Annotated in this window: 26 protein-coding genes and 2 pseudogenes; 12 read left to right on the top strand and 16 right to left on the bottom strand. The window is 39.0% G+C overall.

The annotated features are described in order from the left end of the window. Positions 1 to 31: 31 nt before the first annotated feature. Positions 32 to 1,441, bottom strand: a complete 1,410-nt coding sequence (locus tag AOLE_RS01740; protein WP_013196725.1) for an FAD-binding oxidoreductase — start codon at positions 1,439 to 1,441, stop codon at positions 32 to 34. Positions 1,442 to 1,819: 378 nt separating this feature from the next. Between AOLE_RS01740 and serA the strand changes: the two genes are divergently transcribed. The 3 genes from serA (at position 1,820) to AOLE_RS01725 (ending at position 4,991) form a co-directional block, all read left to right on the top strand. After that, entirely contained in the window at positions 1,820 to 3,052 is a 1,233-nt protein-coding gene (gene serA, locus AOLE_RS01735) for a phosphoglycerate dehydrogenase (RefSeq protein WP_004789759.1), read from the top strand. A gap of 98 nt (positions 3,053 to 3,150) precedes the next feature. Further along, a complete protein-coding gene (locus AOLE_RS01730) occupies positions 3,151 to 4,035 on the top strand; it encodes an EamA family transporter (RefSeq protein ID WP_013196723.1) in 885 nt (294 codons plus the stop codon). 92 nt (positions 4,036 to 4,127) lie between these two features. Further along, positions 4,128 to 4,991, top strand: coding sequence for an EamA family transporter (locus AOLE_RS01725; protein ID WP_013196722.1), 864 nt, complete (start codon positions 4,128 to 4,130; stop codon positions 4,989 to 4,991). A 7-nt stretch (positions 4,992 to 4,998) separates the two neighbouring features. On the opposite strand, the gene AOLE_RS01720 is transcribed toward AOLE_RS01725, so the two are convergent. The 3 genes from AOLE_RS01720 to truB all read right to left on the bottom strand — a co-directional run bounded on the left by AOLE_RS01720 (position 4,999) and on the right by truB (position 7,355). Then, positions 4,999 to 5,442: a hemerythrin domain-containing protein gene (locus AOLE_RS01720; protein WP_001019905.1), complete on the bottom strand. Its 444-nt coding sequence runs from the start codon at positions 5,440 to 5,442 to the stop codon at positions 4,999 to 5,001. A gap of 211 nt (positions 5,443 to 5,653) precedes the next feature. After that, positions 5,654 to 6,430 (bottom strand): sulfite exporter TauE/SafE family protein, encoded by a 777-nt coding sequence (locus tag AOLE_RS01715; protein ID WP_005301047.1) that lies wholly within the window; start codon positions 6,428 to 6,430, stop codon positions 5,654 to 5,656. 19 nt (positions 6,431 to 6,449) lie between these two features. Further along, a complete protein-coding gene (truB, locus tag AOLE_RS01710; RefSeq protein WP_013196721.1) occupies positions 6,450 to 7,355 on the bottom strand; it encodes a tRNA pseudouridine(55) synthase TruB in 906 nt (301 codons plus the stop codon). Positions 7,356 to 7,508: 153 nt separating this feature from the next. Between truB and AOLE_RS01705 the strand changes: the two genes are divergently transcribed. Beyond that, on the top strand, positions 7,509 to 8,540 hold the full coding sequence (locus AOLE_RS01705) for a lipase secretion chaperone (protein ID WP_013196720.1): 1,032 nt from the start codon (positions 7,509 to 7,511) through the stop codon (positions 8,538 to 8,540). A gap of 116 nt (positions 8,541 to 8,656) precedes the next feature. After that, positions 8,657 to 9,598 (top strand): lipase family alpha/beta hydrolase, encoded by a 942-nt coding sequence (locus AOLE_RS01700; protein WP_081399246.1) that lies wholly within the window; start codon positions 8,657 to 8,659, stop codon positions 9,596 to 9,598. 53 nt (positions 9,599 to 9,651) lie between these two features. On the opposite strand, the gene rplS is transcribed toward AOLE_RS01700, so the two are convergent. From rplS to AOLE_RS01645, 11 genes are all read right to left on the bottom strand, one after another. Then, entirely contained in the window at positions 9,652 to 10,020 is a 369-nt protein-coding gene (rplS, locus tag AOLE_RS01695; protein ID WP_004789772.1) for a 50S ribosomal protein L19, read from the bottom strand. Positions 10,021 to 10,239: 219 nt separating this feature from the next. After that, the gene (gene trmD / locus AOLE_RS01690; protein ID WP_013196718.1) at positions 10,240 to 10,995 is read right to left on the bottom strand and encodes a tRNA (guanosine(37)-N1)-methyltransferase TrmD; all 756 of its coding nucleotides are present in this window, start codon (positions 10,993 to 10,995) and stop codon (positions 10,240 to 10,242) included. Between the two features lie 42 nt (positions 10,996 to 11,037). Beyond that, entirely contained in the window at positions 11,038 to 11,586 is a 549-nt protein-coding gene (gene rimM, locus AOLE_RS01685; RefSeq protein ID WP_004789777.1) for a ribosome maturation factor RimM, read from the bottom strand. A 20-nt stretch (positions 11,587 to 11,606) separates the two neighbouring features. Next, complete coding sequence (rpsP, locus tag AOLE_RS01680) at positions 11,607 to 11,858, bottom strand: 30S ribosomal protein S16 (protein ID WP_000260334.1); 252 nt, start codon at positions 11,856 to 11,858, stop codon at positions 11,607 to 11,609. A 146-nt stretch (positions 11,859 to 12,004) separates the two neighbouring features. Next, positions 12,005 to 12,454, bottom strand: a complete 450-nt coding sequence (locus tag AOLE_RS01675) for a type IV pilin protein (protein ID WP_013196717.1) — start codon at positions 12,452 to 12,454, stop codon at positions 12,005 to 12,007. Beyond that, positions 12,438 to 12,926, bottom strand: coding sequence for a type IV pilin protein (locus AOLE_RS01670; protein ID WP_303621105.1), 489 nt, complete (start codon positions 12,924 to 12,926; stop codon positions 12,438 to 12,440). Before AOLE_RS01670 ends, AOLE_RS01675 begins: the two co-directional genes overlap by 17 nt. Positions 12,927 to 12,947: 21 nt before the next feature. Continuing rightward, positions 12,948 to 16,634 (bottom strand): PilC/PilY family type IV pilus protein, encoded by a 3,687-nt coding sequence (locus AOLE_RS01665; RefSeq protein ID WP_013196715.1) that lies wholly within the window; start codon positions 16,632 to 16,634, stop codon positions 12,948 to 12,950. Positions 16,635 to 16,658: 24 nt separating this feature from the next. Beyond that, the gene (locus tag AOLE_RS01660; RefSeq protein ID WP_013196714.1) at positions 16,659 to 17,405 is read right to left on the bottom strand and encodes a PilX N-terminal domain-containing pilus assembly protein; all 747 of its coding nucleotides are present in this window, start codon (positions 17,403 to 17,405) and stop codon (positions 16,659 to 16,661) included. Further along, entirely contained in the window at positions 17,405 to 18,433 is a 1,029-nt protein-coding gene (locus tag AOLE_RS01655) for a PilW family protein (protein ID WP_013196713.1), read from the bottom strand. The genes AOLE_RS01660 and AOLE_RS01655 overlap by 1 nt, the downstream gene beginning before the upstream one ends. Position 18,434: 1 nt before the next feature. Then, on the bottom strand, positions 18,435 to 18,956 hold the full coding sequence (pilV, locus tag AOLE_RS01650; protein ID WP_013196712.1) for a type IV pilus modification protein PilV: 522 nt from the start codon (positions 18,954 to 18,956) through the stop codon (positions 18,435 to 18,437). Next, entirely contained in the window at positions 18,953 to 19,399 is a 447-nt protein-coding gene (locus tag AOLE_RS01645; RefSeq protein WP_013196711.1) for a pilus assembly FimT family protein, read from the bottom strand. The genes pilV and AOLE_RS01645 overlap by 4 nt, the downstream gene beginning before the upstream one ends. On the opposite strand from AOLE_RS01645, the pseudogene AOLE_RS19640 reads away from it, so the two are divergent. Next, positions 19,305 to 19,605 (top strand): annotated as a pseudogene (locus tag AOLE_RS19640) (hypothetical protein); the annotation flags it as partial. The gene AOLE_RS01645 and the pseudogene AOLE_RS19640 overlap by 95 nt on opposite strands. Here AOLE_RS19640 and ispH read toward each other — a convergent pair. Then, on the bottom strand, positions 19,571 to 20,521 hold the full coding sequence (gene ispH, locus AOLE_RS01640) for a 4-hydroxy-3-methylbut-2-enyl diphosphate reductase (protein WP_013196710.1): 951 nt from the start codon (positions 20,519 to 20,521) through the stop codon (positions 19,571 to 19,573). The pseudogene AOLE_RS19640 and the gene ispH sit on opposite strands and share 35 nt — an antisense overlap. Positions 20,522 to 20,643: 122 nt before the next feature. On the opposite strand from ispH, the gene gmk reads away from it, so the two are divergent. The 6 genes and pseudogenes from gmk (at position 20,644) to AOLE_RS01615 (ending at position 24,881) form a co-directional block, all read left to right on the top strand. Beyond that, positions 20,644 to 21,273, top strand: a complete 630-nt coding sequence (gmk, locus tag AOLE_RS01635; protein WP_004789787.1) for a guanylate kinase — start codon at positions 20,644 to 20,646, stop codon at positions 21,271 to 21,273. 72 nt (positions 21,274 to 21,345) lie between these two features. Then, the gene (rpoZ, locus tag AOLE_RS01630) at positions 21,346 to 21,624 is read left to right on the top strand and encodes a DNA-directed RNA polymerase subunit omega (RefSeq protein WP_002116990.1); all 279 of its coding nucleotides are present in this window, start codon (positions 21,346 to 21,348) and stop codon (positions 21,622 to 21,624) included. 80 nt (positions 21,625 to 21,704) lie between these two features. Continuing rightward, a pseudogene (locus AOLE_RS20230) lies at positions 21,705 to 21,794 on the top strand (hypothetical protein); the annotation flags it as partial. A gap of 39 nt (positions 21,795 to 21,833) precedes the next feature. Next, entirely contained in the window at positions 21,834 to 23,939 is a 2,106-nt protein-coding gene (locus AOLE_RS01625) for a RelA/SpoT family protein (RefSeq protein ID WP_005301002.1), read from the top strand. Positions 23,940 to 24,083: 144 nt separating this feature from the next. Then, the gene (locus AOLE_RS01620) at positions 24,084 to 24,467 is read left to right on the top strand and encodes a RidA family protein (RefSeq protein ID WP_004789789.1); all 384 of its coding nucleotides are present in this window, start codon (positions 24,084 to 24,086) and stop codon (positions 24,465 to 24,467) included. Positions 24,468 to 24,686: 219 nt separating this feature from the next. Next, on the top strand, positions 24,687 to 24,881 hold the full coding sequence (locus AOLE_RS01615) for a bacterioferritin-associated ferredoxin (protein WP_004789790.1): 195 nt from the start codon (positions 24,687 to 24,689) through the stop codon (positions 24,879 to 24,881). Positions 24,882 to 25,113 lie beyond the last annotated feature (232 nt).

Raw genomic sequence — 25,113 nt, 5'->3', positions numbered from 1 at the left:
TTTAACAGAAATTCTTTTATTCAATCAAGTATTAAAGATCAAATAATTTACCTGGGTTCATAATCCCGTTCGGGTCAAATGCCAACTTCAATGCTTTCATATATTCAATTTCTTCAGGCGAACGTGAATATTCCAAATATGGCTTTTTCGTCATACCTACGCCATGTTCGGCAGAGATTGAACCATCGTATTTTTTAACGGTATCGAACACATATTTATTCACAACCTGACACTTCGCAAAGAACTCATCTTTGGTTAAGTTTTCAGGTTTTAAAATATTTAAGTGCAAATTACCATCACCGATATGACCGAACCAGCAAATTTCAAAATCAGGATAGTTTTCTTGAACAATTGCATCAATCTCACGAATAAATGCAGGCACGTGAGTAATTAATACTGAAATATCATTTTTGTATGGAATAAATGGCGCGATTGATTCAGAAATATCTTCGCGTAAACGCCATAAGCTTTCCACTTGGTCAAGACTCTGGCTCATTACGCCATCAAGTACCCAACCCTGCTCCATACAATGCTCGAAAATTTCCATTGCTTTATCGAGAATCGGCTCATATGGCGCTTCAAACTCAAGCAATACATAGAATGGACATTGAGTTTCAAATGGGCGTTGTACATGTCCATGATCTAAAACTTTTTGCATTGCAAGTTCACCAAAGAACTCAAATGCAGTTAAATCGATATCTTTTTGGAATGCATGTAATACAGGCATTACTGCGTCAAAATCAGGAACACCTAAAACTAAAACTTGTAAGTTTTGTGGTTGGCGCTCAAGTTTAATTTCCGCTTCAGTCACTAAACCTAATGTACCTTCACCACCAATAAACAAATGCTGTAATGCATAACCAGTTGCATTTTTAACCATGCCTTTGTTTAAACGTAAAATATCGCCTTTACCAGTGACAACAGTTAAACCAAGCACCCAATTACGTGTCATGCCGTATTTAATAACTTTAATACCACCAGCATTGGTACCGATATTACCGCCAATCTGACTAGAACCCGCTGACGCGAAATCAACCGGATAATACATACCTTGCTCTTCAGCATAGTTTTGCAATTGTTCAGTCACTACACCAGCTTGCACTCGTACCATACGATCTGCTGGGAAGAACTCAAGAATCTGGTTCATTTTGTCCATGCTAATGACAATTTCGCCATTAGTTGCTACAGCACCCGCAGAGAGACCAGTACGACCACCTGACGGTGTAATCGCGATATTAAACTGGTTCGCAAGCTTTACAACTGCCTGAACTTGTTCAGTGGTCGATGGAAAAACGATGACCGATGGGTTCGGATTAAAATGCTTGGTATGATCTTTACCCCAGTTTTCGAGACTATCAGCATCGGTTTTAATACGGTTTTCACCGACGATTGCTGTTAATTGGGTGAGTAACTCAGGTGTTAAAGCGACTGGAGCATTCATCGTTTGCAGACCTAGCAAGAAGTAAACTATGGTGGGAATATGACTTCATATTTTCAGGGTTTTCACCTGAGCAAAGCCATAATGTTCAAGGAACTCCTATATTCTACATGCAACAGCTCAAGCGATAAAGTTCAGAATAGAGATACTGTCACTACAAAACATGTTTAACGTAAATAAATGCTTTTCTATGAGAGTTTCAGAGAAAAATCGCATTTAAATCTCATACCAAACCTATTCTAAATGACTCACAAGCCATAAATAGAAGTGATTAGACATAGATAAAATTGCCATAAGACGATGGCGCAAACGAAATATCTATAGTACCGACCATTATGTTATGATAGCGCCACCAAATTTGGCCTTTGTAGCGGAGCCGTAATGAGCCAACATCTTTCACTACCTAAAGATAAAATCCGTTTCCTTTTGTTAGAAGGCGTTCACCAAAACGCAGTCGATACTCTAAACGCTGCGGGTTACACCAATATTGACTATCGCAAAACTGCTCTTGAAGGCGAAGCGCTAAAAGAAGCTGTTAAAGATGCTCACTTTATTGGTATTCGTTCGCGTACCCAATTGACTGAAGAAGTTTTCGAAGCTGCAAATAAATTGATCGCAGTGGGCTGTTTCTGTATCGGAACAAACCAAGTTGATCTTAAAGCAGCTATGGCACGTGGTATTCCTGTATTTAACGCACCGTATTCAAATACGCGTTCGGTTGCAGAGCTTGTACTTGCTGAAACAATTCTTCTTCTTCGCCGTGTTCCTGAAAAATCGGCGGCTTGTCATCGTGGTGGTTGGGACAAGTCTGCTGTCGGTTCTTTCGAAACTCGTGGCAAAACTTTAGGTATTGTAGGTTACGGTTCCATCGGTTCTCAGCTTTCTGTTCTTGCTGAAAGCTTAGGTATGCATGTGATTTATTACGATGCAGTAACTAAATTACCAATGGGTAATGCTCGCCAAGTTGGTTCGTTAGACGAACTTTTAGCGACTGCTGATGTAGTTACATTACATGTGCCTGATGTTCCATCTACACGCAACTTCTTCACTAAAGCACAATTTGCAAAAATGAAAGAAGGCGCAATCTTCCTAAATGCTGCACGTGGTACATGTGTAGTGATTGAAGATTTAGCAGATGCCATCAAATCTGGTCATATTGCTGGTGCAGCGGTTGACGTATTCCCTAAAGAACCAAAAGCAAATGGCGAAGAGTTTGTTTCTCCACTTCGTGGCTTAGACAATGTGATTTTGACTCCTCACGTTGGCGGTTCAACCATGGAAGCGCAAGCAAACATCGGTTTAGAAGTTGCAGAGAAATTTGTTGCTTACTCTGACAAGGGTATGACGCTTTCTGCGGTAAACTTCCCAGAAATCGCATTACCATTGACTGCTGGTCAACACCGTTTATTGCATATCCACAAAAACGTACCGGGCGTATTGTCTAAGATCAACAACTTGTTTGCTGAGCAAGGCATCAACATTTCTGGTCAATCACTTATGACTAAAGGTGACATCGGTTACCTCGTAATGGACGTTGACGCTTCTGCTTCTCACGAAGCTTTAGATATGTTGCATGAAGTTGAAGGTACAATTCGCGTGCGCGTATTGTTCTAATACGAACTGTAAATTTAAAAGCCACAGCATTGTCTGTGGCTTTTTTATGGACATTTACATTATCATGTGAAAAGTATACCAATCGATCAAATAATAAAATGTCCAGTTCGAACCAGAAATCTCAGCTACATGCGTTGGGTTTTCTTATTCTCGCTATGCTGAGCGTACAAAGCAGCGCATCTTTAGCTAAATTTCTGTTCCAGAGCTTTCCCACCCTTACCGTTTCAGCAATGCGCTTATGCTTAGGTGCAATTATTCTTGCCTTTATTTTTAGAATTTGGCAAATCAATTTTAGTCAGGTCCGCTGGAAAGCTATTTTAGCGTATGGCTTTGCTCTTGCAGGAATGAACGCGCTTTTTTATCTGTCAATTGAACGGTTACCCATTGGTATTGCAGTTGCTTTTGAATTTATTGGTCCCTTAAGTGTGGCCTTATACCATGCACGCCAAAAATATGATTTTGTTTGGGTCAGTTTAGCGATTGTTGGCCTCATTTTACTTTTCCCTTTCAATCAGGCTCATAGTCTGGATTGGATCGGAGTATTATTTGCAGTTAGTGCTGGCGCATGTTGGGCACTTTATATTATTGCTGGACAGAAACCGTCAGGTATATCAGGCAATCACACTGTATGTTTAGGAATGAGTGTGGGCGCATGCATCTTATTACCCATTACTTTTTTCTCAGGCTCAATAGGGCAAGTTATAGAGCTCCCCTATCTTGTTTATTTTATTGGTTTGGCAATTTTAGCCAGCGCATTACCCTTTTCTTTAGAAATGCTAGCCCTACGTAATTTAACGCCCTTAAGTTTCGGAACATTGATGAGCCTAGAGCCCGCAGTTGCTGCACTTTCTGGTTTTATCTTTTTAGGTGAATATTTGTTATGGAATCAATGGCTGGCACTTGCAACAATTATTGCAGCTTCGGTCGGTTGTACCATAACTACCCAAAAAGCACGTCAGGAACGTGAAAAAACGGTAAGTTAAATCGACTGAAACCACGAGTTAAAACATGGCATTCGCTATAATTAACACTGATTAGTTTTAAATAATATTAGATGAGGCCCTAGGGTATTTCCATGCAGAATCTTCCCATTATTGCTGTGCTATATATGATTCTGTCGATGGTCTCATATCAAATCAGTGCTTCATTTGCTAAGCAGCTCATTGCAATATTAGACCCTCTTACCGTTACAGTTTTAAGGCTGAGTTTTGCAACGGTTATTGTCGCGATCATGTTCCGCTCATGGAAAATCTGGTCACGCTTACCCTATTTAAAATGGCGTGATTTATTGATGTACTGCGCATCTTTGGGTCTCATGAATATTTTATTCTATACGTCGCTTGGAAAGTTACCTCAAGGAATTGCCGTGGGCTTAGAGTTCATTGGTCCTTTAGGACTAGCTCTACTTTCCATTAAACAAAAGAGTGACTATATTTGGGTGGCATTTGCGATGTTAGGTATTGCATTGATGGTGCCTTGGCAAGACCCAACACAACACCACTTTTCCTATATCGGTGCTGCCTGCGCGCTAGGTGCTGGATTTTGCTGGGCATTCTATATTTATTTTGGTCAGAAAGTTGTGACCCAAAATATAGGGATGCACGCTTTAACCATTGGAATTGGATTATCTGCTCTAACCTTACTACCGATTAGCATCTGGCATAATGCTCCTGCATTACTTGAAACACAGTACTGGGGTAAAGCATTACTTATTGCTATTTTAGCGACTGCTATACCATATGCACTTGATTTAATGGCACTCAAACAACTTACTAAATTAACTTACGGCACCCTAACGAGTTTAGCACCAGCATTAGCAGCATTAACGGGTTTCTTATTACTTCACGAAGAAATCAGCATGCTGCAATGGGTGGCTTTAGGTTGTGTAATGTTGGCATCAATTGGCGTTACTTTAAGAAGTACTAAAAAAGTAGCATAGTTAAATACTATTGCTGCTTTTTATACTTTTTATATTCCTTTAAATATTTATTACCCAGCGTTTCTTTTTCACTATCTTTAAGAATTTTTCCCGCCTGTTGAAAAAATTTATGTTCTTCTTCTTTTAAATGATGATGGACTTTTTCACTCAACTGTTTGGCAGTTGCTAACCAGCTTGGGCTACTCATATCGGTTTTTTCGAGCTGCTCGACCAACTCATCCATTTCATGATGCTCAGATAAAGCATGTCTCGTAATATCTAAACCGACATCATCAAACATTAAAGGAATATAGAGATAACGGTCTTCAGCAACTGAATGGGCATAAAGTTCATTTTTTAATGCATCAAATAGTTCTTTTCTTTCTTCAGTTAAACCATGTGTCTGAATAAGTTGTTCAGAAAGGTTACGTTGATTTTCATGGCTTTCTCTTAATGCTTCGAAAATATTCATTCTCTTCCTCATTTTTTAGCTAAAAAATCTTTTTTATTTCAAGGTTTATCATACGTTGAAATTTATAATGTTTAAGTAGCTTAAAATGAGACTATTTTTTACACAGTTTTCTTTCTAGTAAACTTCTGTAATGATTTTTATATTTCTAATTTTAAATGATACATAAAAGTATGAACTGCATTTTAGGAACAGCTCATACTTTTAATCTTATTTAACCCGTAACAAACATTTGATAGCCCAAACGGCAAATCAGGATACTCACCAAAATTAAAAAGATAATACGGACAAATCCACTACCGTATTTAAGCGCGGTACGGACCCCAACAACAGAACCAAGCACGTTTGCAACGGCCATCATTAAACCGATATGCAAAATAGCGTGACCTGTCGGAATGAGGAAACTCAAAGCAGCTAAGTTCGTCATAAAGTTACCGATTTTTGACAAAGCTGAAGCATGCAAGAAATCAACTTGTAAAAAACGGATAAAGAAGAAAATAAAGAAACTACCTGTACCTGGCCCAAAAATACCGTCATAAAAACCGATCGCCAAACTACCTATAGCAGCTAAAATCAGCATTTTATTGGTAATTTTTTGCTCAGTGTGAACCTGCCCGAAGTTCTTTTTAACTAGCGTATAAACGGCAATCACAATCAACATCACGAACACGAAAGGACGTAATACCGATTGAGGAATAAGCGATAGACAAGCTGCCCCAGCAAAAGAGCTAATCAGAGCACAAATGGCAATAACTGCTAAAAGCTTCCACTGCAATTTTACTTTTTTAGCAAATGTATAAGCAGCCGATGCAGTACCAAAAATGGATGAGACTTTATTGGTACCAATTACCGTAGCAGTCGACATGTTAGGAAAAGTGCTCATGATCCCGGGAATCTGGATGAGTCCACCGCCACCTACAGCAGCATCAATTGCTCCCGCAGTAAACGCAAAAAAGATCAAACTTAGGATAACGTCCCATTCCATGCCCATGCTCTATACTCTACATCTACTACAAATTTAAGATACGCTTAGGTACCAACCGTTTTTTATCGGTAATCTCAGCTAAGCCTAAACAACGCTCACCCGAAAAAACCAAAACTTCTGCTTCTGCAGAATGCTCAATATTGCTTTCTAAACCGTTGCAAAAATATTTTTCACGCCCTTCAGGCACCTGAATTTTTAGGAAATGGTCAATTGGCGCATACACTGGTAGTAACAATGCTTCTCTTTGCTCTTCAGTTAAGCTTTCCAGATATTCAATGGTATAACTCGGAATAAGCTCAAAATGTCCTGTTTGAGTCCGGTTTAGCATCGTTAAATGCCCACCACAACCAAGTGCTTCACCAATATCTTCACCTAATACACGAATGTATGTTCCTTTAGAACAAGTGACGTCCAGAGTGATACTATTTTCGGTAAATTCAATGAGCTCTAAAGCATAAATTGTGACTGGGCGGGCTTCACGCTCAATTTCAATACCTTTTCGGGCAAGCTCATATAATGGTCTGCCTTCTTTTTTCAAAGCCGAATACATCGGCGGAACTTGTTGAATATCACCTCTAAATTTTTCTAAGGTTTGTTCAATAAGCTCTTGGTTGAGAACAGGAACGGAGCGTTCTTGTAGAATCTCCCCTTCCACATCACCTGTCGTCGTGGTTTGCCCCAAGCGAACAGTAGTTTGGTAGCGCTTTGTTGAGTCCAGCAAATAATGTGAGAACTTGGTAGCCTCTCCCAAACAAATCGGGAGCAAACCTGTCGCCAATGGGTCTAAAGCTCCAGTATGACCTGCTTTTTGGGCGCGATATAACCAACGCACTTTTTGCAAAGCCGCATTTGAGCTGAGCCCTAATGGTTTATTTAATAGAAATACACCACTGATATGGCGACGAGAAATTTTTTGATTTTTTGTCGTCATTTTTACTGGAACACAAAGCTAGAAAAAAGTGCCGACATGTTAGCAAATTCGACAAGATATTTTCACAATATTTAGGTGCCTTTTCACTTATTTTATGGCACATTAATGATCGAGTAAAAAAACAACAAATTAAAACTTAAGGAAGATATCTTTATGCACGGAATGCAGAAGAAGGTATTGTGGTGCGTGCTCGGATTTTTTATTTTGAGCCTCATTGCATGTGTCTATTGGTTAAGTCCTGACTCAAAAAACACATCAGCCCAAGTCAGTGAAAATACAGCTCAAAATTTAGCATCAGCTCAACCCACAGATCATTCATCGTTAAATGAAGATGCTTACCATAGTAAAAGTCAGCAAGACACCGAAGTTAACTGCCAGTTAAAAACTGATAGTTCTCAACATTTGGTCGTTAATAGTCAAACGCGCGACTGCTTTGAATATTTTATTACTCAATATGGCGAAAACGATTTAGAACAGATCAAAAATCACTTTGGGAAATTCATTCAAGGACAATATTTAGAGCCAGCCCGCTCACAAATTATGGATTTATGGGCCCGCTATTTAAAATATCGTGAACAGCTTGCTCAAATCCAAACACCTTCTGCAAAACAACAAGATAAAAATTATTTTCAAAAGATCTTTAATTCAATTCAAGATATAAGAAAACGTTTCTTTTCGACTTCTGAAATTGAAGGCCTTTTCTCGAGCGAAGATATCTATCAGAACTATACGCTAGATCGAATGCAGATACTTGAAAATTCTTCTCTAAGTGAAATTGAAAAAGCACGAAAGCTTAAAGAACGTTTTGAAGAACTTCCAGAAGACTGGCAACAAAACCTGCAAGAACTTTCTAAACTTGATGATTTACATACCCTAACCAAACAAATTAAAGCTCGTAAAGGTTCAGCAGAAGAGCTTAGACAGATGCGTACAGCACTTGTTGGAGTCGAAGCGACTCAACGATTAGAAACTTTAGATACAGAGCGGAATGCTTGGCAACAAAGGGTCACAAGTTATCTCAATGGTCGAGATGAAATTATTAAAAGTAACATGAGTGATAGCGCCAAAAATCAAGCTATTCAACAGTTACGCCAACAACAATTCAATTCATCACAAGAACAACTAAGACTTCGAACTTTTGAAACGGTCCATGATCAGGGAGGTGAGCTGCCATTTAATTACTAAGCCTTTCCTTTTTGGGAACTGGCTAAACATTCACTAGCAGTAAGAAGCTGCTTTTCATACAAAATAAAAATAGTGAGTAAAAAATGAAAAGGAAGTTAATGTTTTTCTGCGCTGCAATGCTCTCAGGACTGAGTATTTCAGCGGCCCATGCAACAAATGCTGAACAAGTTAAAAGCTCGTTCGTTTATTCATCTTACGCGCAAACAAAATATCCAATGGTTTTTAATCATGGTATGGCGGGTTTTAACAGAATCGGAACAGATACGCTTGGTCTCGATTACTGGTACCAAATTCTTCCTGATCTTGCCCGCAATGGAGGAAATGTCTGGGCTACAAGGGTCTCACCATTTAACTCAACAGAAGTTCGTGGAGAACAACTTGCCCAGCAAGTAGAAGAGATTATTGCCATTACTGGTAAACCTAAAGTCAACTTAATCGGTCATAGCCATGGGGGTCCAACAATTCGCTATGTGGCCGGTATCATGCCAGAAAAAGTTGCCTCACTTACCACAATTGGTGCGCCTCATAAGGGATCACCAATGGCAGATGTCATTCTGAACGTTGAGGGTACTCCTCTGTCTGGACTGGCAACGTTAGTAAATTGGTTTTCAGCAGCGATTACTTGGGCAGGAGGTCTAGATCCGACTAGCTATCCGCATGACTCTTTAGCAGGCGCCCATAGCTTATCAACTAAAGGTTCAGCTCAGTTTAATACTCAATTCCCTATGGGTATACCAACCACCTCTTGTGGTGAGGGAGCATATCAAGAGAAAGGCATCTATATGTATTCTTTCTCTGGAAATAAAGCCTTAACCAATCCATTAGATCCATTTGATATTGCTCTTACAGGCAGTAGCTTAGTGGTCGATCCATTTGGTGATAATGATGGACTTGTTTCTCGATGCAGTGCCAAATTTGGTAAAACAATTCGTGATGATTACAACTGGAATCATTTAGATGAAGTGAACCAAGTACTTGGAATACGTTCTATTTTTGCATCAGATCCGGTCTCGGTTTACCGTCAACATGCAAACCGTTTGAAACTTCAAGGACTGTAATTTTTTAAAACAAAAAATGCGCCAAAAGGCGCATTTTTTTACTCGCGATAAGCTTACGCTTTACGAGCTGGTAATTTTTCACGAATACGTGCAGCTTTACCAGACAAGTCACGGAGGTAGTAAAGTTTAGCACGACGAACGTCACCACGACGTTTCACTTCGATTTTAGCAACAACTGGTGAGTGAGTTTGGAATACACGCTCAACACCAACACCGCTAGAAATTTTACGTACTGTGAACGCAGAGTTCAAACCACGGTTTTTCTTAGCAATTACAACACCTTCAAATGCCTGAAGACGTTCACGCTCACCTTCTTTTACTTTAACTTGGACAATAACAGTGTCACCAGGAGCAAAAGCAGGGATATCAGATTTTAACTGTGCATTTTCAACAGCTTGAACTAAAGGATGTTTACCACTCATTGTGGGAATCTCCAATATGTGCGGAGTCAGAAGAGGTCTGAAATTCCGCTGGGGATAGAGGCTAAAGCGCATATCAACCCGTTTATCTTTCCCTTTACGACAAAATGTCTATAAAGAGCCTTAGAATATACATAAAACTATTCATTAAATAGAATCATGCTTTAACTCGAAGCATTGCTTCTCGTATTTTTGCAGAACTTCCGTTCCTGAGAATAGTGGTTAAAAATTACCACCGCTCTCTTGCGCATCTTTTAGCCATTTTTTCTGCTGCTTATTCAACTCTACTTTCTCGGTCAACTCTGGTCGACGTTCTAAAGTTCGTTGATAACGCTGCAAAAAGCGCCATTTTTCGATATTGCCGTGATGTCCAGATTTTAAAACTTCCGGTACATCCAACCCTTCAAAATGGTCTGGCTTTGTATATTGTGGACAATCTAAAAGACCATCAACAAAAGAATCTTGTACTGCTGACTGCTCATCTGACATTACATTCGGCAAACGGCGAATAATACTGTCGAGTAACACCATAGCGGGCAGTTCACCACCTGATAAAACGTAATCACCAATTGACCATTCCTGATCAACATAATGCTGGATCAAACGCTCATCCACTCCCTCATAACGTCCACACAGTACAATTAAGCCGTCGTAATCAACAAACTGCTGTACTGCCTGTTCATTTAAAGTTTTGCCTTGTGGAGACATGTACACCACAGGAACATGAGCATGTCCTGCTTGTGAGGCAAGCTGTTTGGCATGCGCAATTGCTTTCGCCAAAGGCTCAGCCATCATCACCATCCCAGGACCACCACCAAATGGACGTTCATCCACTCTTCTGTAGTTTCCCTCAGCAAAATCACGAGGGTTAATACAAGTAACTTGTACGATATCTCGTTTTGCCGCACGTCCGCTGATGCCGTAGGCTGTAATCGCTTCAAACATTTCAGGAAAAAGCGTAATGACTGCAAAAAACATCACAGACTCCTCTATTTTCCTGCTGTATTAATCCTAAAAGGATTAATAATCTACGCCCCAATTGACGTAAATACGACCAGCTTCAAGATCAACACGTTGTACTACATCTTTATGCCAAGGAATCATGCGTTCTTCTGAATCAACGCTGTCTGGGGTAGCATGTACCACCATCACATCATTAGCTCCAGTTTCAAACAGCTCATGAATTTTACCTAAGTTTACTTCCTGCTCTTCATCATCAAGACCAAACACTGTTAAGCCTTTTAAATCTGACCAGTAGTACTCATCTACATCTGCTTTTGGCAGTTGAGACTTAGCAATCCAGATATTAGCGCCAACCAAGTTTTCTGCTCCAGTGCGATCACTCACACCTTTCAAAGCAACAACTAGACCTTTGCCATGTGGTTTCCAACGTTTTACATCTATTGTTTGCCAACCTGCCTTGGTCTCAATGTACCAAGGCAGGTAGTCAAACATGTTGCTCATAGGTTCTGTATTTGAATACACCCAGAGCCACCCATTCAATCCATAAGCTGAACGTAACTGTCCAATCTGAATACGATCTTCGGGAACATTCTGTGTTGATGTCATGGGCTACCTACTACAAAAAATTATGCAGTAGCTTTTTTAGCTTGAGCAGCTAAAGAAGCAACACGTTCAGAAGGTTGAGCACCTTGAGAAACCCAGTGAGCAAAACGGTCTGCGTCTAAACGAAGTTTTTCTGCTTGACCTTGTGCAGTCGGGTTAAAGAAACCGATACGCTCGATGAAACGACCATCACGTGCATTGCGGCTGTCAGTCACAACGATTTGATAGAATGGACGTTTTTTTGCGCCGCCACGTGCTAAACGAATAACAACCATGATAAAAGCCTTATAATTCTTACGGATTATCCCTGCGCCGACCATCGGCAACACTTCAAACCCCTTTCATAGAGGGCGACATTCTACGTGATTTTCGCCCTGAAAGAAAGATTATTTTTTGAGTTATCCGCAGTTTTGAATTTAAATTAACGTCCATCCCAATTTGATGTATTTGACAAGCTTATTAATGAGCAGGCTAGACCTTTAGACCAGTAGCGCTGTTGATCCTGATTTACGCAAACTTCACCATTACCATTTTGTATAGAAGTAATAATTGGAGTGGCTTTGAGCAAATATCCCTGGTTATCAGCATCAATCGCTAAAGTTACAGTATAAAAAGCAGTTCCTGCTAAAGGATAATTTTGAGAGGCTGTACCATTATCTAAAGTAGCATTATTAAAACTATGATTAACAACTTTATAGCTTTGTAATCGTTGATTAATACGCAGCATCTCAGCTTGTAAATCCGTACGATTAGTACGGATTTTATATTGAGTATAAGACGGGTAAGCAATTGCTGCCAGAATTGCAATGATCGCCACCACAATCATCAGCTCAATTAATGTAAATCCTTGGTGACTACCATTTTTCAGCATTTGTAGCACACCCCGTATAATTATTGATATTAGTTAGATCATTTGCCACTAAATACTTAGATTTACATTTAATCCCTGTACTGGTAACTAACAGAGCATCATACCCTGCCGTTTCCGGTATTGCTCTAATCGCCCATCTTTGGCCCAATCCAGCACTACTAGCCAGTAAAGTAGTAGCATCTGTTTCACTAACATCAGCTAATGTAATCGTGTACTTTTTATTGGTACTGCTTGGAAAATCCATACTACTCATTGCTGAGGTTTGTCCATATAAATATTTAGGATCGAAACCATGATAAGAAAAGTTTTGGCTTTTATATCTTTCTAATTGTCCAGCAAGCTTTAGTAATTCCTGCTGGACTGCTGCGGTATCTGCACGGCGAATTTGAGCTTGATATGATGGAATCGCAATTGCTGCAAAAACAGCGACAATCATGACGACAATCATTAGCTCAATCAGGGTAAATCCCATATTTTTTTTCATAGAGATCCCCTATTGTCGCTCATACCAATTTGTACTTTGAAATATTTTTGTCGTTTTGTAATTTCGCCCAACTTCTGGTAGAAGTTTAATCAAATTATTTACGCCATTTGAAAATCCTCCCGCATTAATTTTACTAATGCCATCAGAAGCATTACCGACATTGCCACCAATCTTATTTGCATTAAAATTAGTAGCATCGGTTGCATCCCCGCAAACCCCATAAGGTAAACATAAACGGCGGATTACACTTGAACCTGTAATACCCCCTGTACACGCATTTGGCTGTTTGGTTGAAGCATGATTTGGATTATATAAAGATACGTAGAAATCTGAAAATTGAGCGGTATTTGCAACCACAAGGTATCCATTAAGTGCTTTTACTGTACCCGTATTTGCAGTTTGGGCTGTTCCATCAGTTTCACGCAAAACATAGTACCAACCCTTTTTCGTATTGTTCATCAGATTTGCTACATTGGTACTAGCAATAGCACTCCAATTATATAAATCTGATTCTGTTAAATTACTGGTTTTAGAGAATGTTGAACTGTATAAATTAGATGAAGCAATATCATAATCATATAAGGCATAAATTCGATTATCATTGCTATTGGCTTTGTTCAAAGGAAAACTTCGATTACCAGAAGCAATGCCAAGCACACCAAAACGGCTACCGTTACGATCATGAATACTTAAAGTCGGCATTTCATAGAAACGCTGGTTAAGTGCTGAAAAGTTCGCGAGTCGATTTACTCGACCAAAATTTGTTGTTGATGTTCCATAACCATTATTCAAGTCAACGCGAAAGATTTGCCCACCTAAATCACCAAAATATAAATTATCAACCAAACCATCTGCATCTCGATCGAAAGCTTTGATTTGGCTCACTACGCTATATTTTAAATTACTATCCTTGACATCAACCGTACTAGTGCTATTACTACTACCGTAACGAGCATCCCACAATAAAGCACCTGTAGTCGCATCAAAAATATAAATACCAGCGCCAGCATTTACAGTGGTTGAAGTCGGCTGATAACCATCCGTCTCATAAGCTGGATCATATCCCCCTCCTACAATCATGACGTTTTTGACTTGATTATTGAAACGAATTTTTGCAAGTGTTGGCTTGGACCAACTCTGCCCCATTGCCTGAAGTGCAGTTACTTGGTTCCCTGTAGCAGACACACCACTGGTACCACTATTAATTACCCCATTTACAGGGTCAATCTGAAACAAAAATTTTGGATCTGCTGGATTTTTAATATTTAAGCCATAATAGCTTTTTCCACCCATACGCATACCACCATAAATATTGGCAATATTGGCTTTAAATTTATTATTCGTCGCATCAATACTATATTCGATCCATGAACCCCATTGAGCATCGATACCATAAAATGGATTTGTTGTAGATGTTGTTGTATTACTTACATCTAATAAAGCATCTCGACGATTAACATCCTGAAGAATTTCATTGGGAAGAAAAGCCATTTCTTCTTTACCAGTGGCTTGATTCAGTATGTGCAGTAAACCTTGTATTGATCCCATCACAATATAATCTTTACGGTTTACTGTACTTTGAGTATTACTTAAAATTGCACCTGTAGTTGGGTCATATTTGGCTTCTAAAGTCACTAGTAATGGGTCAGAATGTAATACGCCACCCATTTGCTGCATAACGTTTAAGTTTTTTACTTTATCAACAGTATCCCACTTATAGCCTGCTGTTTTGGCTTCTAATTCAGTTTTTGTAAGCTTATAACCTAGTGCAGATAACAGATAAGGTTGGTAAACGTTTTGTCGCCATGCTGTCGTTCCTGAACCTGCTGTACTGTCAATATAGCTAGCAGTCAGAACAGTTTGCGTACTCAGTTGAGTTAAACTATTTGCAGCTACAACTTTATTTTTATTCGTATCAGTTAAAGCTGTCGGAATAGTTGCATTAATGTAGAGAGGCCGGGTTTGAATATCTGAAGCATTAGTTACCGTGCTGAGCGTACCTGAAGACGTATTTGGCACTGATAGTTGTGACCATGCCCCACCTTTGAGAGCATCGTCTCCATCATTAATATTCTCAGCATTCCAAAAGTCCTGAGTTAAAGTATTAATACCACCTGTATTTTTTAATACGGTATTACCATTCACATCAACCATAGTACCAGATGAATTTAAGGTATATTTTTTAAGATTCCCTAACCATAACTGTTGCGTAGAGACTATTGTCCCACCCGATCCACTTACTTTAGGCTGAAACTGTGGTGCAAAAACATAAGAATAAGATGCACTGGTTGCCATTGGATCAGCTGGTACCACATAAGTCCCGAAACTAGCTGCCTCAAAAGTCCCTTGTGAAATTGCGCCTACAAACCTTAATAAAGCATTTTGTACTTTTTCACCTGTATCTGCATAGGTATAGCCCCCAATAGGTTTATCGGTTCCATAAGTATCACCTTCACCAACTTTATCTCCCAACATCTTTAATGCATCAGCATTAAGAGTGTTAGAGTAAGGGCTAGTATCAGAATTACCCAAATTGGTATTTACAGCTCCCCTAGAACCAATATAACAATGGATATTGCGTCCAGTTGAATCTTTGTCACAGGTTTCAACCTGATTACCACCACTATTAACTGCGGTATTAAAAAGAGGTCCAAATCCAACTGTAGCTAAATAAATTCTTTTCTTTGAGATAGGTGTTGCAGTTGTTGATGTCGCTTTAACTAGATCTGCAATATATGACCACCCACTTCGATCTTGATAACCTGTTACTGTATTATTAGTCGTCACCTCATTATCCGCTGCTGATAGTTTCATCTCGTAAAACTCACCATTTGTGGTAGCTGAATTACGAGCTTTACTATAGTTATAATAAACAGCAGGTACATCTGTAACAGAACCACTAATGGTATTAGCATCCACTCCTGTGATGCCTGCATTTGCAGCAACATTCTTAAGTAATAATTGTGTGTTTGTTGCTGGAATACCAGAAGGTGCACCATCGGTTAAAAAGAATACACCCTGTGTTGAACACTGTTTATCATTTTCATTCGGTAAAGATTCAATTGGCGCAATATATTTTCCGTTTGAAACAGTACCTGTTGCAGCATTACTCATACCAGAAAGATCTGCTTGGTAACCATTTGAAAAGTTATTTACAGCATTAGGACTATCCGTACGGCTACCCAATAAATAGGCATAAGTTTCCGCAAATAAAGTTGAAGTAGGTGTACTTGAATCTGCACCTAGCCCATTAATTTGCTCTATTAGAAATTGTCTTTGTGTTTTTGTCCCTGATACTAAAGCATCTAGTCTTTTTGCTGGCACCCAAATTCTAGAACGTCTAGGATTACTAACATCACCAGCAAATTTAGTTAATCCCATATAAGTGATATTAGGAATTTTATAGGTACCATCTGTGTTTAAAGCCTGTAAAGCAGTGACTAAAGAGCGCTTCAGAGCATCTAAACGTGACATTCTTGTATTGTTATAATAGGCATCATTAATTGTCATACTAAAAGAATTATCAATTGCCAACATAATAATCGGATATTTAGTTGCCGTTGGATTTTGATAAATTTGCACATCACTCGCTCGAACAACTGATGTTGTTACCGTGCTCGTCATAATGGCAGATATCGCCATGACGAGTACTTTACACTTTAAAACTTTAGCTTTTTTTGTATTTAATATCTTCATTTCATCTATTCCCCAATAATCCAATTAAACCGAGTTCTGACGTTGATATGTACTCAACACAAAATCCTGGAACTGCGTATTAAATGGAACATTCAAATCTTGTAAACAACTCGATACTGTTGAGTTTGAACCTGATAATGGCTGGCTATTCGGACGTTTCAGACAATTTGTAATAGCAGTCTGAGAAGCATCGGATAAATTGGGTAAAATAGATGTCACATATACTCTTATTCTTTTTGTTTGCTCATTATCCAATTTCCCTAAACTTTCAAGATCACTCCCTAAAGTGACAATTTGTAATGGGCGTGCAGGTGTACTTAGCGGTGGATTTACAACAATAGCAACTTGTGTCATTTGTGCTTTGCGACGGCTAGCATAATCATTAACTGCACTTAAATCACAAAATCCAGATACACCATTTACAGTGATGTCCGTATTTTCTTCGTTCCATTGTAAAATACTCGTATTTGCGACAGAGAAAGACGTTGCAGGAGAGGTCTGACTTCTAAAACAAAAAACTACTTCTTTCCCCTGATTTTGTAATGCATAGCCAAGTAGACTTGTGGGATTACCACTCGTACTAGCGAAGCCTTCTGCACCTAATCGGTAAAGTACAGAATCAGATGACTGCATGAGTAACTGTTGCGCTTGACTGTTTGTTGCAATATTTAAACTTGTTAGACTCTGACGAACAGCCAACGTCCCAATTACTGTAATCACTAGCAGTAAAATTAAAACAACGATTAATGTTGAACCCTTTTGTACTTTCATTACATTACCGCCGTATCTTGAGAAAACAAACCATTACGCAAGGCGATAGTTTGAGTAATAACTGTACGCAAATATTTTGGAGGGTTCCCCGTCGGCACCTTAATAGATACATTTTGATCAAGTACTTTATAAGTTTGGCTATCTGAAACCAAACCATTCTCACGAATGCTTTCATTGGAACGTACAAGTACACCAACTTGAATGGAATTGACTCGCGGACGCGGATTTGCATTCAAAGCAAGATATTGCCCAATCGAGATATACCGAAAATTTGTTGTATTGGTATCATCAGAAATACCTAACAGAAAGTGCAAATGATCTACACGTCTTACCAAGATTTCTCCTTCGGTCGCACCAAATACAGTGGTAGATGTTGAAGGATTTTTTAAAATCGTGGTGTCACCCGCTACATACGACCCCGCTTCGCATGCAAGTGCTAATGCAGTATTAGGTTCATTTGATATGGCATTTGAATCTGATCTTAAAAAGAAACGCTCTACAATGTATCTATTCGCCTCATAATTATTACCCTCACAATCAACGCCGGCCTGCTCTGCAAAGAACTGGACAACTAATTGATCGCTACCTTGATTTACCTTTCCAGTAGCGGGTGGTACCGCCGAAACTTGTACGTTACTGGCCTTGGTAGCGAAACTTGTCACTGGCACAGCTACTGTTGACGGAATTGTGTCTGGCATATTCGTTGGAATCGTATCTGCCGTATAAGTTGGACTTGCTACTGCTGGGAAACGGGAAGTTTGTCTCGTGGTTATTACAATTCCACCGTTAGCCAGTCGATCATTTATGATGTTATTGTTTCCATAGTTACTCTTACGAATGTCATTCGAGATATAGCGTAATCCAAAGTTTCCACTTTCCTGTAGATCAGCCATCGCGCGTTGAGTATTTAAAGAAATTTGTCCTGTAAGAAATAGCTGAGTGGCAGCAGCTGTAATCAATAGCCCCAAAACAATTGCCACCATGAATTCGACAAGTGTGAATCCCTGCTGAATATATATTTTATTCATCTCAATATAACTCCATGATGACACATTTTGCTTGAGGCAAATATGCACCACCATTCGTACAAGCATCTGAATCAGTAGAACTATTTATTGCTTTTGTTTTTCCCCATGCGACATAGACACACTTGCGGTTTTGAGTACCACTCACCTGACAGTCAGGTAAACGAATCGTCATTCCTAGATTATTTGCCTGACTCACAACCTGTGCCGTATCATAATTTGCCATTTGAACAGACGTAGTACATGGCGTTGTATTTGTCGTTTGAATACATTCTGGAGTCGCTGTTGTACTTTGTGTTGTTGCATTTAAATTATCGCCATAGGTACTAAATGCAGTCCTATTTACACGAATACGTTCAGCTAAATCTCTGGCAAGATTCATGGCTTGAATTTTACTCATAGCCTCATCGGTGGCATCAACGGCTCTTAACTGCAATGCAGTAAATCCTAGAACCCCTATCGCAAGAATCAGCAAAGCAACTAATACTTCCATCATCCCTATGCCCTTTTGGTTATATTTATTCATGAGCAAGTTCCATCATTTTTTGAATAAACAGTTCCCATCCGGGTTAATGCAAAAGATTTTTGAGTTTTAGCGATTGAATTACAAATCACAAAATCCGTATCAGCTGAAATACCTAAAACTAACGCCCCATCTCTACCAAAGGTAATACTACTTATAGATGTAGGTGCAGTTACTCGATTTCCTGAAGTGGGTTCCCAATAAAAATCTGTATTTGTATTCGTTCCATCACCTAAATGGACAGTAACATTCGTTCTTAATAAAACAGCTTGGTTACGTCCTTGAGATAAGGTAGAAATCAGCTCTCTCGTATTTGCATTTAATTTTTGCTTAGCCATGAGTTGAGTAAAAGACGGTGCGGCCATCATCGCAATGATGGTCATTACTATAATCGTCACCATAAGCTCAACCAAGGTGAACCCTTCTTGCGGAATAATTCCCCTCATCCCCAGAACCCCAAATAAACTTAAGAATTTTTTATTTATTATTTAAATTTTACGGTTTAGATTTACAAAACAAATACAAAGCAGATGAAGGGTATAAAAAAACAGATAACTGTCATATCAACAATTATCTGTTTTACTATTTTAAAATCAGTATGTTAAATAAGTCACACTTTATGCTTGAGTCACATGAATACGTAATTCTTTAGGAAGGCTAAAGGTTATATTCTCTTCACGTCCATCTAATTCTTTAGGTGCTTGCGCGCCCCAATCTTGTAAACGTTGAATCACTTGCTTAATTAGAATTTCTGGTGCTGAAGCACCCGCTGTCACACCAATTTTACAAGTCTCATTGAACCATGACTGTTCTAACTGATCAGCATTATCTACAAGGTAAGCCGCCTTACCCATACGCTCTGCAAGCTCACGTAAACGATTTGAATTTGACGAATTAGGCGAGCCTACAACTAATACCACATCACACTGTTCAGCCAAGTCACGTACAGCATCTTGTCTGTTTTGAGTAGCGTAGCAAATATCATCTTTACGCGGCCCCTGAATATGAGGGAATTTTGCACGCAAAGCATCAATAACTTTAGCCGTATCATCAATAGATAAAGTTGTTTGAGTTACAAATGCAAGTTTTTCAGGATGTCTAACTGCAAGCGCAGCAACATCAGCTTCATCTTCAACCAGATAAATCTCACCACCCTTCAATTTATCATATTGGCCCATTGTTCCTTCAACTTCTGGATGTCCTTCATGACCAATTAAAATGGCTTCAGTACCTTCACGCGCATATTTAGTCACTTCAATATGAACTTTAGTAACTAAAGGACAAGTTGCATCAAATACTTTTAAACCTCGGCGCTCCGCTTCTTGCTGAACAGCTTTTGAAACACCGTGAGCACTAAAAATTACAATTGAGTCATCCGGAACCTGATCTAGTTCATCAACAAAAACCGCCCCTCTTTGACGTAAGTCATCTACCACAAATTTATTGTGTACAACCTCATGACGCACATAAATAGGAGGGTTAAAACATTCTAAAGCCCGATTGACGATTGCTATGGCTCGATCAACACCGGCACAAAAACCACGCGGATTAGCTAACACAATTTCCATAACAGCCTCAAAATTAATAAAACAGGGGAATTTCTCTTGAATATTTGCAATTAAAACTATTCAGTTTAAACGCACGGTACACTACAATAGCGAAGATATTTTATCATATCAGGAAAAATATCATGTCGGGTCTATTGTTTGTCGTTTCTGCTGCATCAGGAACGGGCAAAACATCTTTGGTGAAAGCCCTGCTTGACCGTGTGAGCAATTTACATGTTTCAGTCTCACATACTACCCGAGGTCAACGTCCCGGTGAATTAGATGGTGTTCACTATCACTTCACTACAAAAGATGAATTTCTAGACCAAGTCAACCATGACGGTTTTATTGAATACGCTGAAGTATTTGGTAATTACTATGGCACTTCTCAAGCAACTGTAAAACAACAGTTAGCTCAAGGACACGATGTTCTACTTGAAATTGATTGGCAAGGTGCAGAGCAAGTACGCAAACTTTTTCCTGAATCCAAGCAAATATTTATTTTACCGCCAACACAGTTTGACCTTCGTCAGCGTTTATCTAATCGCGGCACAGACTCAGTTGAAGTCATTGAACATCGTTTAAGCTGTGCAGTTGAAGATATGCAGCATTATACGAACTTTGATTACATCATTATTAATGATGACTTTAATAAAGCCTTACATGAGATTGAAGCTGTGATCACAGCAAACCGTCTAGTGCTATCTCAGCAAGCGAAACGTTATCAAACATTAATTCAAGACTTGATTACTCCTCAACCAAAACAGGAATAACTTGAGTCTAGATCGAAAGCCTTTTATACTGTTTAGTCTGTTCAAATTCACCATTCCAAAACGAGAACTTTTATGGCACGCGTCACCGTTGAAGATTGTTTAGATCATGTAGACAACCGTTTTGAGCTTGTGCTCGTTGCAAGTAAACGTGCTCGTCAATTGGCACGTCAAGGCATGGAGCCAACTGTAGAATGGGATAACGACAAACCGACTGTAGTTTCTTTGCGTGAAATCGCGGCAGGGCACGTTACGAAAGAAATTCTTAAGCAACGTGAACAAGATTATCAAACTTCTAGTCTTGATCTTGCTCTTTCTACAAACAGCTTGAATTTAGAAGGTTTTTCTTTCTAATTAATTCTGTTTCATAAAAAAACCATCGTTTTTCTGCGGTGGTTTTTTATTTGGCTTTGTCTTGAATTTAAAGATATTGAAAAAAGCAATTATTTTCATTGAAAAAAAAATACACTTTTTCAAATGAAAAAATTGACAAGTTCCGCAATATGCTTTTCATTAAGAAGTAGATAGATTTAGTTTTTCAGTATTAGGAAAAAGGGTGATTTATGCCAGGCGAAGAGGTCAGCCAAGCCAAGCAACAGCTTAAATTGATTATCGACCCTTACTTATCGGTAAGTGAGGTCGAGAAAGTGCTTGCTGCCTGTGATTTTGCCGATCTAGCGCATACTGGCATTACACGTAAAAGTGGTGAACCCTACATTCTGCATCCAATTGCTGTCAGCTGTATTCTTGCGAACATGCGTTTAGATGCTGAAACCTTAATGGCAGCTCTTTTGCATGATGTTATTGAAGATACTCAATATACAAAAGAAGATATTACTGAAAAATTTGGCCTGACAGTTGCCGAGCTGGTAGACGGTGTAACCAAACTTAGCCAATCCAGTGATAAAGAATATAACAAGGCCGCCTCATTTAGAAAAATCTTGCAAGCGACCCTACAGGACCCACGTGTCATTATTATTAAATTAGCCGACCGCTATCATAATATGACAACTCTAGGTGCTTTGCGTCCAGATAAACGCGCTCGTATTGCTCAAGAAACTCTTGATATCTTTGTGCCAATGGCAAGATTAGTCGGCATGAATGAAATGGGGGATAATCTAGAAAATCTTTGTTATCAAAATCTTGATCTTGATATGTTTGATAACGTGCAAAATGCACTACGTCTAACCAAACCAGAGCGATGTAAATATCAAAGCATCTGGGAACAAAACCTCGCTGAACTTCTTCATAATTATCATATTCAAGGCCGCATTAAAAAGAAAAATAACAATATCGAATTATTACGCCATTTCGTTAAAAATGAGATGGATCTACAAGAGCTTACCCACAGCCATGCTTTTGAAATCGTTTTACAATCAATTGCCGACTGTGACCGCCTAGTTGATGCTTTAAGAGAAAACTTTCAGGTCATTCAATATCAAGACCATATCCGTCGTCCGCTACCAGGTGGCAACCAGTCTTTATTAATTAAGCTAAAAGGCGAAAAAACTACTCTCTCTCTTACCATTCAAACCGAGCTTATGCGTAAAGCTGCTCGCTTTGGGGTAGTGCTTGGTGAAAATGCACCGCAAACTTGTCGTTCAGCTATTCAGGCTTCAATGCAAAATCTGAATACGCTGATCGATGGAGAATGTGCAAAAACGACCTTCAATGATTTACTAGATTACTTACATCAAGAAAAAATTTGGGTTTACACTCCGCATGGCCAGCTCCACGAGTTACCACAAGGTGCTACCGTAGTTGATTTTGCTTATTCAGCCAGTTTATTTTTAGGTAACCATGCCGTTGGTGCAAAAGTAGATGGCGAGATTAAACCACTGTCTACACCATTAATCAGCGGTCAGGTTATTGAAGTTATTACGGATGTTTTAGCAACACCAAACCCAGACTGGTTAAGTTTTATTAACACTCAAAAAGCTCGCCGTGCCTTACAGCATGTCCTTAAAGATCAAGATATTGAAGAACAACGTTTAGTCGGTGCTCAAGCACTTTCTCGAGCACTGAAACTCTTTAACCGTTCGATTAACGATCTCTCTGAAGCCGACTGGTTAGATTTACTTCAATGGCGCCACATCGATAATAAAAATACGTTGTTTGAACAAATTGCGGTTGGCGACCTACTACCTCAACTTGTAGCTAATCACTTATTTGCTCATGATAAGCATCCACAAGTGGAAAATTCAGATCGACTCATTCAAAGTACTGAAGGTATCGACGTTAAATATGCGCATTGCTGTAATCCAGTTTTGGGTGACCCAATTCAAGGGCATTTAACACGTCGTGGGTTAATTGTGCATCGTATCCGTTGCCATAACTTGCTACATGAACAACATCTACATCCTGAAAATATTATGCCGCTTCAATGGAAAGCAGATGACGTAGACGATGTTCGTTTTACAGCCTATCTCGCTATAGAAATGGCAATGAATGATGAACAGGTATCAGACCTGATCTATCAATGCCGTAAAAACAATGCAGGGGTAGAAATGGTTCACTCAAATGAGCAAAGAACTTTTGTTAATATTGTGGTGAACAACCGTAAACATATTGCAAAAGTCATCCGTGACTTACGTATGCATTATGGTTTTCCGCGCATTGAGCGTTTGGATGCGCCTAATCCACAGATGGAAATTTCAAAAGTAAGCTAAGTCTTTACAAGGGCTATTGGTCAGATTTATGTTTCTTTAACAAAATCAAACTTTCCAAATCCACTTAATCAATTAAATCGATGATACTTTTGTCCAAAGCGATCATCGATTATGATGAAATGAGATTTAATCAAGGAGAACCAAATGTCCCGCCAAGTAATTCATACTGAAAATGCCCCTGCTGCTATCGGCACATACTCTCAAGCCATTTTAGTAGATAATACATTATATCTTTCAGGGCAAATTGGTTTAGACCCATACAGTATGGAACTTGTAGAAGGTATTGAAGCTCAAATTCGCCGTGTATTTGATAATTTAAAAGCAGTTTGTGAAGCTGCCGGCGGTTCTCTAGCAGACATTGCCAAGCTCAATATTTTTCTAACTGATTTATCAAACTTCCAACTTGTAAACCAAATTATGGGTGAATATTTTGCTCAACCATATCCTGCACGTGCAGCTCTTGGTGTAGCAAGTTTACCAAAAGGTGCTTTAGTTGAAATGGATGGTATTGTAGTTATTAATCAATAAGATATAGAAATACATTAAATATTTTCCGTTAAATTTTTAACTCTAAATCATGAACCACCTTTGTATAAAATCTGAACATAACTCAGATTTCCGCTCAGGTGGTATTTTTTTATCCAAATTCCCAATAATAATAAATGAGATTTTAAATGAATTTCATTGACAAACGATAATAATTATCAATAATATCAATTATCGCATTTATATTTGGGGATCACTCCCATGTACGTTTGCTTGTGTCGTGGCATTACCGATCAAGATATTAAAGACGCTGTTGAAAATGGCGCAGAAAGCTATCGCGAAATTCGTGATTTGCTTGATCTTGGTACTTGCTGTGGACGCTGTGCACCAGAAGCACGTGCTATTATTAATGAAGAATTAGCAGAAATCGCTGCTCGTATTTCTGTAGCTGCGTAAAAGATTTATAAAAATTTAATAGTATTTATTAGCTCCTCCACCGCTTTTTGCGGAACGTTAATAGTTCCTCATTCAAGCGGTTTTTTTTGGTTGGAAACTCTCCTTTCCTAATATTGTGTTGTTTTTGATTGCGATTTTCATTTGCTGTTCTATAAATTACTCGCCATATCAGTGTTTGTTCACTAGAATGGTTTTATAGATTGCCTTAATTGAATTAAGGCAGAAATTGTTT

It is taken from the genome of Acinetobacter oleivorans DR1, assembly GCF_000196795.1.
Taxonomy (GTDB): domain Bacteria; phylum Pseudomonadota; class Gammaproteobacteria; order Pseudomonadales; family Moraxellaceae; genus Acinetobacter; species Acinetobacter oleivorans.
This window is presented reverse-complemented; position numbering and strand designations above follow the sequence as displayed.